Raw genomic sequence first — 15,181 nt, 5'->3', positions numbered from 1 at the left:
GATCACGGTGATGGCAGGGGGCCGGGCGATCTCTTCGCGGCCCAGGCCATGCCCCGCCCCACATCGGCGCCCAGATCCATGACGAGTTTGACGACCGGCACCAGCCAGAGGGCCTTCCGATGGGGGTAGTATCGCCAAGCAAAGCGATAACGCCGGAGTAGAACTCCATAGTAGATCAGCATCACGAGGGCCAGAAGGGAAATCCGGTTTGACGCACCGGCCAACAGTCCGATAACCGGGATCGATTTGAGTGTCCAGGAACTGCGCAAGAGGCCAATCACGCAGCCAAGGCGGTCGAGACGATATTGGATCGTGGCGACGTCGCTGCGGCCTCGCCTGACGAACCAGGAGAAGACCTTGCCCAGACCGTCGCGGGTCCGATGGTAGACCTGCGCATCTGGCATAAACAGGCAGGGACCGATTGCCGAAATCCGCTCCGCGACCAGGGCGTCCTCCCCGCCCCATGGCGTCTCCTCCGGAAACCCACCGATCTGCTCCAAGACGGCACGGCGGTAGGCGCAGTTACAGGTGGACAGATGACGCGTGGGCATCGTGCGCCCCCTAGCCTCATGGAGGGAGCGGAGCCCGCCGCCCGGAAATCCCAGGATATGCTCGGCATAGCCGATCGGGCCGCAGCCCTTGACGAGCACGGCGCCCGCCACGCCGAGGACCGATTGGTCTGAGCGAAAGGGGCGGAGCAGAGCGGAGGCCCATCCGGGCGCGGCTCGGCAATCATCGTCGATAAACAGCAGGATGTCGCCGCCGGCGGCCTTCAAGCCGCTGTTGCGCGCATGGCCGAATCCACGGCCCAGCGGCGGCAGGTGCACGTAACGAACGTCAGGAATCTCCCGCGCCTTGGGACATTCCTCCACGACGATCAGCTCCGCCTGCCGTCCGACTTCATCGCAGCTTCTGATGGAGGCGATGGCCGCGATCAAGTCGTCGGGACGATCCTTGGAACAGACGATGATCGAGATGGACGGCGTCATAAACAGAGCGTTCCATACTTCACGGAACCCACCAATCGGCCGGCGGTCATGGCGCCGGATTTGGCGATCAACAGGACTCCCAGGCCAAACGATGTGAGCCAGGAGGCCTCGACCGGTTCGGTAACTGCCCGTTGATGGGCCTGCCTGGCCAGCCAGAACAGATAGGCAGGGACCAGCCATCCAACGATTGGCACGATGAGCGAACCAGCCAGGATCGCCAAACATTTCTTGTCAGCCGAGGCGCAATCGATCCAACCGGCGACCGGGGCACGGCTCCAGGTCGCTGATCCTTGCGGCAGATCCACCCAGAGCCCGCGGGTGACATGTTTATGGATCAGATAGGCCTGGCCCAGACCGAACCCATAGGCCTGCCGCAAAATCGCGCGCCACGTTGTTCGATGGTGGTGGATCACCTGAGCCTCCGGTCGATACAGCAGGCGCCATCCTGCCGCGTAGAGGCGCGCGCAGAGGTCGTAGTCCTCTCCATAAATCGCGACGCTCTCATCGAATCCCTGGAGTCTCTCCAGAACAGTCCGGCGCACCGCGAGGTTGGCGGTCGGATAGCCTCCCTGAAGCGGCGTCCAATGGTCGTGGAGCGAGGCCTCTTTGGGAAGCCGCAAGGTGTAGAGCATGCTGAAGAGTTCGGGCAGCGTCGATCCAGGATCACCGCTTACCCGGCCTGCCACTGCACCGATCTTGGGATCATCAAATGATTCCAGCAACCGCCCGAGCCAGTCCGGCGCCGGTGAGCAATCGGCGTCCGTGAACAGGATGATGTCACCGCTGGCGGCCTTGATCCCCGTGTTACGGGCAATAGAGGCGCTGTGTGGCGCTGCGGACAGGAGCTGAACCCGAAACGGATGGGACTCTCCTTCATAGGTCTTGGCCAGGAGCAGGCTCTCGTCGGTCGAGCCGTTATCGATGAGGACGACTTCGCCGGGAGAGGGGCGAAGGTTGTCCAACGCGCGCAGGCAAGCCGGGAGGGTGCGGGCTGCGTTCAGGATGGGCACCACGACGGAACTGGTCAACATGCGATCGCCTGTTCCTTAAGCCATGTGCGATAGAGTCCCTCCAGCGGCGCCAGGCAACGGTCCCAATCGTAGCGAGCTTCAATCAGGTTCCTTGCCGATCGTCCCAGATCGGCCCTCATCCAGGGATCGGTCAAGAGCCCGCAGAGGGCTTCGCCGAGCGCTGGAAGGTCGTCGGCCAGGATCACCTCGCGGCCTGCTTCGGCCTCGATGCCCTGCAATCCGATGCTCGTCGTCACGACCGGCAGGCCGGCCGCCATCGCTTCCAAAATCTTGGTCCTGGTTCCGGCTCCGGTGAAGTGCGGCGCCGCAAAGACCGTGGCCTCGCGGAGATAGGGCCTCATGTCGGGCACGTTCGCGATGACGCGCACGCGAGGGCCGGCCAATCGTTGCACGCGCGGATGGGGATGGCGTCCGACCAGGCGAAGCTCGGCATCCGGGTGGCTCGCCAGCACCATCGGGAGGAGGTGCAACGCCAGCAGTTCCGCCGCCTCGATATTGGGAGCAAACCCCAGGTCTCCGGTGAACAGGATCACGCCCTGAGGAGCCTCACCGGATGGCGGCGGAGTCACGGCGGAAGAATCCACGCCGTTGGGCACCACCAGCACCTGACGTCCAGGCCTGGTGCGGAGACAACGCAACCGGTCCTGCTCCGAGACGACAAGCACGCAGGCCGTGCTGGGCCAACAGAAGGCGTCGAAGAGGCCGAAGCGCGCCAGACGAAAGGCGTTGCGCGCTCGGACCAGCGGTCCTCGTTCCTGTGTCAGGGCACGGATCGCTCCGGAGAGTCCATAGGCCCAGACATCCAATACCAGCGGGATGGACAGGTCGGTCGGGAGATAGGGAACCATGGCCGGCTTTTCGATCTGCATAGCGCCGTATTTTCTATCCCGGAGCCGATGCAGGATAGCCTCGGCGAGCGCCGGGTCTTTCTCATAGGGCCCCAGGTGGCTGCGTTTCCGCCAGGCGGGCCGAACCGTTTGTGGAACGATCTCGACCTCCCGGCACCAGGCGCGCAACTGCGCCTCACTCCCCTCCGCCCCCGGTGTTTGCGGAGCGATCAGATCCAGATCGAACCGTTGAGCAAGAAAACGGACGAGGTGATACATCCGGATGGCGCCGCCGCCGAACGTGGGCGAGGGCAAGCTTGGGGCGATAAAAAGCAGGCGCCTCATGTGCCGCCACCTGGCGTCGGAGGAGATGCTTTCCAAAGGACGAACTTATAATCGGCTGGCGTGCCGATGGCGGCCCATTCCCGCATCAGCCGGAGCAGATCCTTGGCTCGTTCGGACGGACTCGTCTCCCCGCTTAGCTCCGTCTCATAACAGCGCCGGTATCGGAAGCCGGCTTGCTTGAATAACCTGGTCCAATACCCTAACGGTTGCACGTTGATGTGGGTCGGATCGCGGGTGGCATTGGGATGCTGAGGATGACAGATTTTGAGGTAGGCCCGTCCATCGGGTGCCAAGACTCGGTGGATGTCGATGAGGACCGGCAAGGGATCGACCAAGTGTTCGAACAGGTCGAGGGCCGTCACAAGGTCCAAGCTTCCGTTCCGGAACGGAAGTCCTGTCACCACGTCACCAACCAAGAGTCGCCCCCGCAAAGCGTTTTCGGCGCACGCGACGGCGTAGGGGCTCGCGTCGAGGCCGAACGAATGGGGAATGCCTGAAGCGGACAGGGCCTCGACGAGATAGCCCTTGGCGCACCCAAGATCCAGCGAGCGGGAGGCCATCATGTGGCGGCACAAGAAGCGGCCGGTGCGCATTGCCCATGGATAGATCAACTCTCTGGTATGGGGCGGGCTCTGTCTGGTTCGGCCTTCAAAATACTCGCGATCGTAGAGCGTCGTACTCATAAACCTACGCGGCCTCCCGATGCGCTTGTCCCGACTTCAACAACCGATGGACCTCCGTCGCGCTTCGCCGCCATGAGAACTGCGCAGCTCGAACCATTCCCTCACGCCCGAGGCGCTCCCTGGTCATGTCATCGCGACAGATCAGACAGAGGGCATCGGCCCAGGCCTCGATTGAATCGGGAGGCAGGCAGATGCCCGCTCCTCCCACCACTTCCGGCAAGGCTCCGCCGGTTGAGACGATCGCCGGGACGCCACAGGTCATGGCGTCCAGCACCGGTAGTCCAAATCCTTCATACAAAGACGGAAACACGAACGCCGTGGCGCCGGAATACATGGCCGGAACATCGGAATCCGGCACGCGCCCGGTCAGGATGATGTGCCGGCGGCTAGGCAGATCTTTCAAGAACTCCAACGCTTGTTCTCCCCAGCGAGGATCACCGACGATGACCAAGGGAACATCCAATCGGCCGGTCTCATGGGCCAGAGCAAAGGCGCGGAGCAAGGTCGAGACGTTCTTGTGTGGGCCGAGCGAACCCAGGTACAAGAGATAACGGGGCGGAAGTCCATAACGGTCGCGGATGGCCGAGAGCGCAGCAGGTGGGATGGTGGACCATTCTTCGTGCCGTCCCGGATACACGACCTGGACGCGATCCGGTTCCACCTTCAGCAGTTCGATCAGATCCGCCTTGGTTCGATGAGAGATCGTGATCAGCCTGTCCGAGCGCTCCACCGTCTCGCGCACCAGCGCCAAGAACTCTCTTCGGCGAGGAAAGAGGTGTGGAAGGCGCAACGGGATGAGGTCGTAGATGAGGCTGATGATGGTGGCGTGCGTCAATGTCGGAGTCATGAGGCAGGTCGAGAGATAGCCGTCGAGCGCCTGCCAGCTTCGGTCCATGGGCAAACAGGATGGAGGGAGCCAACGCCATCCGAATCGGAGCAGACGGTCGGGCGTCCACAGGGTCGTTGTCGGCGCCAAATCAGAGAAGCTGTGGTCGTGCCGGTGATCGCGCCAACTACGGCGCAGGAACAGGCGCCAGTGCGTATCAGTGGCACCGGCCACGAGGGTCCGGACCAGAGGCGTGACATAAGAACTGATGCCTCCCTGTCCCACCATCGGACCCGCGTCGATTCCGATCATCATACGTGCATCCCGGTGACGGTCGCTCCGCCGCATCAAGCGGATGGGTCACGAGCGATGTCTCCCCTGCCAGGTCTCGCGAATCCGTGACACGATCGCAAGTCCATCCTGCCAACCGATGGTCCTGGTGGCTCGGAGCAGGCAGACGTACACAGTCAGCGCGCAGCCTGTGGCGGCGATTGGTCCCCAATGGGACGACTGCCACAGGGTCAAGGCACCGGCTCCCGCAGCCAAGGCGATGCAGACGATCATCCTCGCCGGCGGCCTGTATCCCAGTTCTTTCATCACCAGCCAGGCTCCGATCACCAGCAGGAGGATCTCCGAGACCAGGGTCGCGATGGCGGCGCCCATGCCACTCCACAGGGGAATGACCGCCAGGTTGACCATGACATTGACGAGCAGCGCGAGCGAGAGGCCTCGCAGCCAGGCATACTCCTTATGCTTGGCCTGCAGGGTCGTGCAGAGCGGGACGTAGAGCCAATTGGCCGCTGCGGACCAGGCCAGAATGGCCAACATCGGCGCCGCGTCCTTGAAGGCTGCTCCGTAAAGAGCGTCCAACATCCAAGCGGCGAGGCCGCTGAAGATCAACGCAACAGCCGGCGCCATGACGGCGAAGACCTTCATGACCCGGTGGAATGTGCCGGACGTTCCGGCGCGCAGTTCGTCTACCATGTACGGGAACAGAGTGCCCGCGGCGGAGGCTCCGAAATGGGTCAGCATCGTGATCGGTTTGTAGGCGGCGCTGTAGAGGCCGAGGACGGAACCGGGAACGAACTGGCTCAGCAACAACAGATCGCATCGGGTGTACGCACTTTGCAGGAAGGCCGTGAGTCCGAAAGGGGCAGCCGTCCGGAGGAACGCGCCGATGGGATGAGCGGTCGGACTGTCCGATTGGATGAATTTCGCAGCCGCACCGCGTGCGACGAGCACGGCCAGGAGCGTAACCAAGACCTGGGACCACAAGAAGGCCGGCACGGTGCCGCTGCCGATGGCGGCGATCCCCAACGCCAGCGAGCCGGCCGCCGCCATCGCGGTTTCCACGCCGGCCAGCAGGTCGTAGCGCGCCCGGCCCGCGAGCACGGCCAGGTACGGCCAACTCAACGACGCCAGCGACATCTGTATCGCGGCCAAAACGATGTTGGTGATCGTCGTGGCGCGAACCGGAAGGCACCAAGCCGTCAGCATCACCAGTCCACAGGCCGTGGCGGCCGCGCCTCTTTGGATCGTTCGCGCGGTGGAGAGGACGGCTGCCGTCGAGCCGGGGGCCGACGCGACGGTTCTGGTGACCACTGTGCTGATGCCGAGATGGGGCAGCAGACCGAACAGGCCGGCAAGGCCCGTGGCATAGGCGAACTGGCCGAGCCCGTCGGTTCCCAGCGTCCGTGCCAGCACGACGGAATTGCCGACCGTGAGCCCGTACGTGAGGAGTCGGTTGAGCAGCAACAGACCCGTGACACGGCTGAACGAGGGCATAGACCGCCGGGCCGCCGGTTCGGCCTCTGCGCAGGGCTCTCTTCTGACCGTCAGACTGTCAGTACGGGTCGTGCCGACTGCGGGCATCGTCTCGATTCGCTCCATGGCTGATCATCTAACGCGGTATGACCGGTCCAAGACCGGGAATGAACTGACGCTCGTCAGCCAGACCATTCGTCCGCGACGCGGAGTCATCCGGATTCCTTTGCGGCGCGGCGGGATTCCCCAGCATGTGCCCCTTCACGACCAACCCGGCGAACAGCCAGAACGGTTCCATGATGCGCACGATGATGAAGGTGTTCGATCCGATCGCATGCACGAGCAGGCCGAGGAATCCCAGTACGAACCCCAGGCTGATCGCCTGTAGATATGGATCGGGAGAGAGGTGATAGCCGGTCATCCCGGCCCTGAAGAGGCTCCACAGCAGGACGCCGAAGGCCGCCAGCCCGATGAGTCCGGTTTCGGTCAAGACGTGGGGGTACATCGCATCCATGAAGGGACCGCCGGTGACCCCCTTGCCCCACAAAGGAGAAGTCAGCCACACCTCGCCTGCCTGCTTCCAAGACCGGAGACGGTCGGAGGTGGACGTATCGATCCGGAGCGCCCCCACCTTGATCTGTCCCTCCTCTGCCGGCTGGTTGAAGGTGTAGGTGATGCGATCGACCACCGGCCTGGGCAGGAGCCACGCGAGACCGATGGCGGCGATCAAGGCCCATATGAGCAGGAGCGGATGGCGCCGCCGGATGATGTAGGCGAAGCCCAGCAGGACCGGGACGAGGGCCAGGAATGACGCGCGTGATAGGGTGGCTTGCAGGGCGACGACGGCGGTCGCTCCCAACAGGATGAGCGGCCAGCGTCGGAAGACGGCTCCTCTCACGATGACCAGAGATCCGATGATGGCCAACAGGAACACCAGATAGCCGCCCAGCGTGTTGGGCTCTCCCTCCTGACCCTCGAACGGAGCGGAGACCCGCACGCCGGAGGGAATCTGCGCAATCGCATACAACGAGACGAGCCCGCAGGTGACCAGACTGGCGGTGACGAGCCGCTGCACGTCCCGTTTGTCGGTGACGATATTCACGGTCATGAAGTAGATGAAAAAGTATTCGTAATACTTGAGGAGGAAGAAGAAGCCGCTGGCCGGCCGGATCCGTCCCGCCAACACGCCGACCAACGTGGCGAACACGCAGCCCACGACATACCAGACGATCGGGCGATTCAGCGGCGTCCGCAGGACGATTCGCTGGCTGGGAGCCAGCGCCATGCGGCCCAGCCAGCCGAATCCGACGAGCAGCAGGAGCAGATCGTCGAATCGGAGCGTGACCCCTCGGCCGAGCAGCGCTCCGGAGCCCAATTCCCCGATCAGCACTTCCGGGCCCAGCAACATGGAGAAGACCAGGATGTAGAGCCCGCTCGCCGGCGAGAGAAACGAGACGATCAGCGGGGAGACGGCGGCGACGACGGTCAGGACCGCCGAGGGTGTTGCCGTCGCGCTGAGCCAAGCGACCGGGGCGGCCAGCAGTACCGTCCATAGCCAGTCGGGCCGCGGGCGGATGACGGGTGAGGGCATCATCGTTCGCGTGATTTGCGCGCTAGCGGTATTCGTAGCGGTAGAACGTGGCCTCGGTGGAGATTTCCGCCTTCACGTTCGTCAGGACCACCCCCATGATGTTGGCCTGCGCATGGTCCAGCAGGAACTTGGCGCGCTTCAGCGCATTCCGGCCGATCCGTCCGACCTGATAGACCAGCACAGTCCCGTCAATCCGGGAACTCATGGCCACGGCGTCGGTGACGGGCAGGATCGGCGGCGTGTCGAACAGCACGATGTCGTAGGCGTCCTGCATCTCGGCCAACAGCGGCTTTAACTTGGCCAGGCTCATGCACTCGCTGGGATTGTGCGCGGCGGACCCGCTGCTGAGAATGTGCAGATTGTCGAGCCCCGGACTCTTGAGCACCCGGTCCACGCCGAGCGATCCGATCATCAGATCCGTCGCGGTCCGCACCGCCTCCTGCCACGAGACGATTCCTTGCAGCGCTTCAACCAGCCCCGGCTCCCGCGGGAGGCCGAGCCGCTTATGGACAATCGGACGGCGAAGGTCCGCATCCACCAACAGGACCCGCTGGCCTTCCTGGGCGAGCGTGATGGCCAGGTTGATGACGGTCGTGCTCTTGCCCTCGCCGAGCCCGGCGCTGGTGAAGAGCAGAGATTTGATGCGGCGGTCCATGCTGGCAAACTGGATATTCGTGCGCAGCGAGCGGAAGCTTTCCGACAGCAGAGATTTGGGGTCGAGCAGCGTGATGAGCTTGGACACCCCCTCCACCAGCTCTTGATCGGCGTCGCACGGCAGAGCCTGCTTGGCCGCCTCTTGCAGCTCCTGTTCGTCAAAGGTTGGAATGACGCCGAGCACGGGCACTTTCAGGAAGTCCTCGACGCCCTCGATCGTGCCGATCGACGTGTCAAGTGATTCCCGCGTGAAGGCCAGAACCACGCCCAGGAACAGGCCCATGATCGAGCCGACGGCCATGTTCAAGGGCACGTTGGGCGCGTTAATCGGCTTCGGAGGCTTGACCGCCGGCGCGATCAATGTCACCTCCTCGATTTGTTCCGCGCTCTTGATGAGCAGTTCCTGATGCTTGATCTTGAGCGTGGAGTAGAGGTCCGCGTTGACCTTCACCTCGCGTTCCAGCCTGTTCAGCTCGATGGCGGCCTTGGGAAAGGCCAGATACCGATCCCGGTAATGCGCGATCTGAACGGCCAGCGTGTTCTCCCGGTCCTGGAGACTCGCGGCCTTGGACCGCAGCTCCCGGATCATCTCGTTTTTTACGTTGGTGATTTTGCGGTCCGTCTCCTTGACCTGCGGATGCTCCGGCGTGTAGTTGATCAACAGGGTCGAGCGGTCCTGCAGCAATTCGAGCAGGCGGCCGTTGAGTTTGGTCAGGAGCGCGTAGGGGTCTTCGGTGAAGATCCGCCCGATCCTGCTGTCGATGGATGAGGACGGCCTCTCAAGTGCCTCGATCTGGCGCAGGGTTTCGTCCTTCTGCCTGGCGATCGCGTTCCATTCGCCTTCGAGCTGGGTAAAGCTCTGGAGCGCGGCCTTGGCCTCGTCGTCCAAAAAGACCTGCCCTTCCCGCTCCTTGAAGATGCGGAGGGCCTCTTCCGCCGCCTGGAGCTTTTCTTCCAGGGCCGCCAGTTGGTCTTCGACGAACCGGCGCGACTCGGTCACCATCCGGTTGCGGGCGGCGATGTTCTCGATCCGGTAGGCCTGCGCGACGGCGTTGGCCGTGCGCTCGGCCAGCTCCGGTTCGTAGGCGGTGGCCGTGATGCGGATGATGTTCGTGTCCGATTCGCGGGAGGTTTGGATCTGCTGTCCGAGATTGTAGATGGTGTTGAGATACTCCGCCGATCGCCGCTGTTCGGGGGGAAGATCCGTCTCGACGATGCCCAAGGCCTGCGCAACCCGCTCCATGACCGGAAAACCCTTGATGACTTCCGTCTGGGTCGTGAGGTCATTGGCGGTGGCGAAGGTGATGGATTCGAGCAGTTGCTGGGCGACCGTCGTGCTGCGGTCGAACTTGACGCGCGCGGAGGCCTCGTACAGGGGTGTCGGCTTCATAAACTGGGTAAAGGTGAACGTGAAGCCGACCACCAGCAGGGTGGCCAGCACAATCAGGTACTTCCGCTTTTTGAGGATCATCCAATAGTCGAGGACATCGAGTTCGTATTGGGCCATGGGTGATCCTCGGAACCAGCGTGCTCGGCGCTCCTATTTGATTTGCGCCGCGGGAACGAACAGCGGGATCGCGAACAACGGATAGAAGGGTGCGACGGCGGCCTGGATCACCGGCATCAGTTTCTTGGCGGTCTCCGAGCCGTCGCCCAGGTGTTCGCGCGGCACGAAGACGACATCGTTTTCTTCCAGCGGCAGATTCCGCGTCATGTCGCCGTAGGTCCAGAGGCGCGCCAGATCGGCCGTATAGATCTGCGGTCGGTTCAAATCTCCGCGGATGACGCGGATTTCGTCGACCAACGCAGTTTCCGTGTAGTTGTCCGCCGCGGACAGGGCATGCAGCACGGTCATGTTGCGCGACATGGGATACATGCCGGGTTTGCGCACTTCTCCGAACACGAAGATCCGCTTCACGCGGACGCCTCGTTTTTTGAGCGACACCTGCACCTTGGGGTTCCGCATGTAGGGCCGGACGCCTTCGGTGATTCTGGCTTCGGCCTCGGAGACCGTCAGCCCCCTGACATCGATATCGACGAAGGACAGCGTGATATGGCCCGACTCGCGCACGGTGCCCGAGAACTTCTCTTCGCCGGCGCCTCGATGGATCAACACTTCGACCGTGTCGCCCGGGTCGATTCTGGCGTCCGCGCTCACGACGGATTCGTCCGCATAGGCATCCCCTTTCGGAAGCGGCGGAAAGGGCGTACCGGCCGGCGCCATGTCCGAGGGGGACAGGGTCGATTGGGCCGGGTTCCGGCAGGACAGGGTTCCCGTTCCAAGCACCATGATCAGCAGCCATGCGATCGTTCGTTCGGCTGGCCGTCCCATCGGAGGGTTCATACCTGGGTTCCTCCGGAAGGCGACTGCGCCAGGACCTCCACGATATGGACGGACGGAGTGAGGGACAGATCGAGAATGCGTTCGGTCATGGCGGTCGGAGCGATCAATCGGACAACCGGCCTGAGGGGCGTGCGCGCATTGAGCCGTTCGACCGTGGCGTCGTCTCCCGTGCTGAGCCTCACCTCGGTCCCAGGGGGATAGAGGGAGATGCGATTCAACAGCGAGCGCAACAGTTCCTGCGGAAAGACGTGTTTCTGGGCGGTCACGAGCTGGTGGACGGCCCGGTGGGCGCTGAGCCTGTGCCGGTAAGGGCGAGGATTCACCAAGGCGTCCAACACGTCCGCGAGTCCGATCACCTGCGCAATGCGGTGGATCCGGGGGCCGGACAGTTGATGCGGATACCCCCGCCCGTCCCATCGTTCATGCTCCTGCTCCACGATCGATGCGAGCCATCGGTAGGCGGCGTCCACGCGACTCAGCGCCAAGGCTCCGTTGCGGGGATGATGATAGACCAGCGCCCGCTCGCTGCTGGTCAGGGTCTGGGGCTTGGCGACCAACGAGTCCGGCACCAGGAACATCCCCAAGTCATGAACCAGACCGGCGAGCGTGACGCACTCGCGTTCGGCCTGTGAGTAGCCCAGCCCCTCGGCCAAGCGATTCCCGATGATCGCCACATTGACGCAATTGGCGGCCAATGGGGAGAGGGCCTGCGAACCGGACACGGCGTGCCGCAGGAGGTCGTCATGATTCCGGCAGGAACTGGTCAGCGCCGAGGCCAGCCCGGTCAACGGCTTGAGGTCCAAGTCACCCTGTTCGGCAACCGCGCGGCCGAGCCGAGAGACCTCAAGGATCGCGCGTTGATACCACTCGCGGTCGGTCGATCCGCCGTCCGTTTCCGTGACGACGGGGGGCGGCGCGGCCGGCTTGAACGAGGTGGAGGTGAAAGCCGGACCGGCGAGCGGAGGGAGGCGGTCGGTCCGGCGAATGAGGTCGGTGAGACGGGCCATCGGTTATCCGGCGATGGAGCGGGGAAGCGGCCGCACCGAAGGATGCGGATGGTCCGCCTTCTCCTCCTCGACCTTGGCGAATTCCCGCTCGAGAACGGCGCGAATGTAGCCGCTGGCGGTATAGCCCTGTTGCTTGAGAAGGTCCAACTGCTGCTTGAGTTCAATCGGCAACTGAATGACGACCCGCACTAACTTTCCCATACAGCCTCGTGGTGATGATCGGCCCTTTTTGTCGATCAGGAATGGTCATTAAAGGACGAGAGCGCTGCATACGATGTGCCAATGTTGGAATTGATGATTTGTGATGTCTTTCAACGGCTTGCTACACGAATCCGTGACAAACGGACCTAGGGGTGCCATTCATTGCCACTTTGCGTACAATTTTGGAGCAGGGACAGGCAACAACGGAAGGCAACAGAGCCGAGCAGGACGAACCCTGATCGGATCAATATGAAGAAGTACGGTTCGGCGGATCGGGTCGCAGACGTTCCGGTTCTCTCGCTCTCCAGCAGGCCGGCCCAAACTGCCGGAGGCAGACTCGATGGTAGTTTCGACGCTCCTGTTCCCAGACTGTTTTGGTCAATGAAACTCGCTCGAACTTCAACTGGGAGGCCGAGCTGATCAGGAGGTGCTGCGACCCAGCCGAGCCGGTGATGGTGATCGCTCCATCCCGATCGGTGCGGAACAGGAGGGAGCCCTGTGCCTGATAAGAGGCGAGGACTTGTGGATGGGGATGGCGGTAAGGATTGTAGCGTCCAACGGACAGGACCGCGATCTCCGGAGCCGTTGCCCTCATCCAAGCGAGGTCGAGCGAGCTGGCCGCTCCATGATGCGGGACCTTGACGACCTGCGTCCGCGGCGCGAGCCCTTGCTGGACAAGCCGCGCAAGGCTTGGCCGCTCAAGATCGGCCGCAAACAGGAAAGAGGCCGCGCCGCATTCCAGCCGTGAGGCGACCGAAAGGTTGTTCAACGCGGAGCCTGAACGGGGCGACCACTCCACGCCGACCGGGGTGATCTCGGATGGCATCGGACTCACGATCGACAGGACACAGCCGCCCTCTGCCGCGATGGTCTCCCCTGCCGCCGGGATCAGCTCATTCAACCCCTTTTCGGAGAGGGCCTGCCGGAGGTCTAGATAGAAGGCCTCGCTGCGCGGGACCCCGTTCCCCCAATACCGGGCGACCTCGAAGTGGCGAATGAGCCAGGGAATGCCGCCGATATGGTCAAGTTGGGGATGGGTCCCGATCAGATGGTCGATCCGGTGGATGCCCTGGTCCCAGAGGTAGGGGCCGACCACGGAAGCGCCGAGATCGAATTGGCCGTAATGGCCGCCTCCGTCAATCACGATGGTTTGATCCCGCTGGTCGTCCTGATCTCCGGCCAATTGAATCACCGTGGCGTCTCCTTGTCCGACATCCAAAAAGGTGACTCGCACCTGGCCTGGAAGCAACGTCGTCACAGGCGACATCGCCCACCAGAGCAGCAGGACGGCGAGGGAGCCGATCGCAGCCAGGCGGGTCGGTTTTTGAGAGTCGGGACGGACCGTGAGCGCCAGGAGAGCGTAGTACGCACACAACATCAACAACGAAGGCGCAGCGACGTGCCGGTCCACGGCGGGAATCGTTGCCCACAATTCCGTCGTGTTGGTCAACAGCCGAAGGACGGCCTCGTTCAATTGGACCAGCGGCAGGCCCTCGCCTCCCGATGCCAACAACCACAGGGCTGAGACAAGGCCGACCGGGACGACCACGAATCCAGCCAAGGGGACGATGACCAGGTTGGCGAAGGGGCTGATCCAGGCGAATTGATGGAAATAGCGGGCGACCAACGGCAGCGTGACCAGCGTGATGGCCAGCGACAGCAGCAAGGACTGTATCAGCCATTGCCCCGCCCTCCCCCAGTTTGGCCGGAAAGATCGGAGCGGGACGGTTGGCGCTGGATCGAAGGAGGAAGAATCCGACTCGGGATCTTCGGCTCTGAGAGAAAGATAGAGGGCGATGGCGAGAACCGACAAATAGGACAATTGGAACGACACGTCAAACAGGGCCTGTGGGTTGACCAACAGCATCGACAACGCGGTCAGGGAAAGGATCGGGAGGAGCGGCTTGTCACGGCCGGACCAGGCGGCGAACAAGAAGGCCAGCACCATGACCAAGGCCCGCCTCGTCGCGACTTCCGCCCCGGCCAACAGGGCATAGCCGACGACCACAGGAACCGTCGCGAGGATCGCCAGCCGTGTTCCGGTCAGTCGCCATCGGTTGAGCGTCAACGTCCACCGGTTCGGCAAGGGGCGGCAGAGAGCCCGAACGATCACAAAGGTCAGGAAGGCGATCAGGCCGAGGTGGGAACCGGAGATCGAGAGGATGTGAACCGTCCCCGTCGTCATGAAGGCATCGCGGATTCGGGCGGGTAATTCGTGTTGCTCGCCGAGAATGATGCCCAGGAACAGGCCCCGCAGCGGCTGATCCAGCGAGGCCTCTGCCGCCTGTTGAACGAGCAGGCGCCACGAATCAATGGTCGCCCAGGGAGCCCATCGCCAAGAGTCCAACCCCGATTCCAAACGATGCAAGCGGCCCGGGCCGGTAAATGAGGAGACAGCGACGATTCCCTGTCCGGCGAGATAGGCCGCGAAGTCGAACCCTCCGGGATTGTTCAGACCATGCGGAGGATGGAGGCGCCCCTGATATTCGATCACATCCCCCTGTAGAACCGGCACGTCCGGTTGACGCCAGGTGAGTCGTACGCGACCCAAGATCGGCGTCGCCACGGGTGGCGGTCCTGTTTCGGAGACCTCGATGACCAGGATATGCTGGCCTGAGATCCGGCGGACCGGCTCCGTGACACGGCCGACGATGCGAGTGGGCTCCTCGTCTATGGACGGGGGCAAGGAAATCCCGCCGCTCGCGGCAAAATTGTAGGCCGGCCAATAGCAGGTGCCGGCCAGGACGACGGCGAAGCAGAGGAGGCCCTCGCGAGCGGCAATTCGCTCCTTCCATTCGAGCCGTGTGACGGCGAGGCCGATCACGACCAGGAGACAGAACACCGTGACGGGAAAGAACGGCAGGTAAGAGCCCATGAGCAGCCCGAGGAGGAAACAGGCCGTCAGGAGGGCAAGCATCG

12 protein-coding genes are annotated in these 15,181 nt (G+C 63.1%); all 12 read right to left on the bottom strand.

The features are described 5' to 3' along the window. Positions 1-2 precede the first annotated feature (2 nt). Entirely contained in the window at positions 3-989 is a 987-nt protein-coding gene (locus QWI75_RS12970; protein WP_289268999.1) for a glycosyltransferase family 2 protein, read from the bottom strand. Continuing rightward, positions 986-2,020 (bottom strand): glycosyltransferase family 2 protein, encoded by a 1,035-nt coding sequence (locus tag QWI75_RS12965; RefSeq protein WP_289268998.1) that lies wholly within the window; start codon positions 2,018-2,020, stop codon positions 986-988. The genes QWI75_RS12970 and QWI75_RS12965 overlap by 4 nt, the downstream gene beginning before the upstream one ends. Then, positions 2,014-3,192 (bottom strand): glycosyltransferase, encoded by a 1,179-nt coding sequence (locus QWI75_RS12960; protein ID WP_289268997.1) that lies wholly within the window; start codon positions 3,190-3,192, stop codon positions 2,014-2,016. The genes QWI75_RS12965 and QWI75_RS12960 overlap by 7 nt, the downstream gene beginning before the upstream one ends. Next, positions 3,189-3,875, bottom strand: coding sequence for a class I SAM-dependent methyltransferase (locus QWI75_RS12955; RefSeq protein WP_289268996.1), 687 nt, complete (start codon positions 3,873-3,875; stop codon positions 3,189-3,191). The genes QWI75_RS12960 and QWI75_RS12955 overlap by 4 nt, the downstream gene beginning before the upstream one ends. Before the next feature lie 4 nt (positions 3,876-3,879). Then, positions 3,880-5,016, bottom strand: coding sequence for a glycosyltransferase family 4 protein (locus QWI75_RS12950; RefSeq protein ID WP_289268995.1), 1,137 nt, complete (start codon positions 5,014-5,016; stop codon positions 3,880-3,882). Between the two features lie 45 nt (positions 5,017-5,061). Further along, positions 5,062-6,591 (bottom strand): oligosaccharide flippase family protein, encoded by a 1,530-nt coding sequence (locus QWI75_RS12945; protein ID WP_289268994.1) that lies wholly within the window; start codon positions 6,589-6,591, stop codon positions 5,062-5,064. 10 nt (positions 6,592-6,601) lie between these two features. Continuing rightward, complete coding sequence (locus QWI75_RS12940; RefSeq protein ID WP_289268993.1) at positions 6,602-8,059, bottom strand: O-antigen ligase family protein; 1,458 nt, start codon at positions 8,057-8,059, stop codon at positions 6,602-6,604. Positions 8,060-8,078: 19 nt separating this feature from the next. Then, positions 8,079-10,217: a GumC family protein gene (locus QWI75_RS12935; RefSeq protein ID WP_289268992.1), complete on the bottom strand. Its 2,139-nt coding sequence runs from the start codon at positions 10,215-10,217 to the stop codon at positions 8,079-8,081. A gap of 33 nt (positions 10,218-10,250) precedes the next feature. Continuing rightward, positions 10,251-11,054 carry a polysaccharide biosynthesis/export family protein gene (locus QWI75_RS12930; RefSeq protein WP_289268991.1) on the bottom strand — a complete coding sequence of 268 codons (804 nt, stop codon included), beginning with the start codon at positions 11,052-11,054 and terminating at the stop codon, positions 10,251-10,253. After that, on the bottom strand, positions 11,051-12,061 hold the full coding sequence (locus tag QWI75_RS12925; protein WP_289268990.1) for an HD-GYP domain-containing protein: 1,011 nt from the start codon (positions 12,059-12,061) through the stop codon (positions 11,051-11,053). The genes QWI75_RS12930 and QWI75_RS12925 overlap by 4 nt, the downstream gene beginning before the upstream one ends. 3 nt (positions 12,062-12,064) lie before the next feature. Further along, positions 12,065-12,262 carry a hypothetical protein gene (locus QWI75_RS12920; RefSeq protein ID WP_289268989.1) on the bottom strand — a complete coding sequence of 66 codons (198 nt, stop codon included), beginning with the start codon at positions 12,260-12,262 and terminating at the stop codon, positions 12,065-12,067. Between the two features lie 244 nt (positions 12,263-12,506). Further along, positions 12,507-15,179: a DNA internalization-related competence protein ComEC/Rec2 gene (locus QWI75_RS12915; protein ID WP_289268988.1), complete on the bottom strand. Its 2,673-nt coding sequence runs from the start codon at positions 15,177-15,179 to the stop codon at positions 12,507-12,509. Positions 15,180-15,181: the final 2 nt, after the last annotated feature.

This window comes from Nitrospira tepida, assembly GCF_947241125.1.
GTDB lineage: Bacteria > Nitrospirota > Nitrospiria > Nitrospirales > Nitrospiraceae > Nitrospira_G > Nitrospira_G tepida.
Note: the sequence above shows the minus strand (reverse complement) of the source record. Positions and strands in the feature narration are given on the sequence as shown.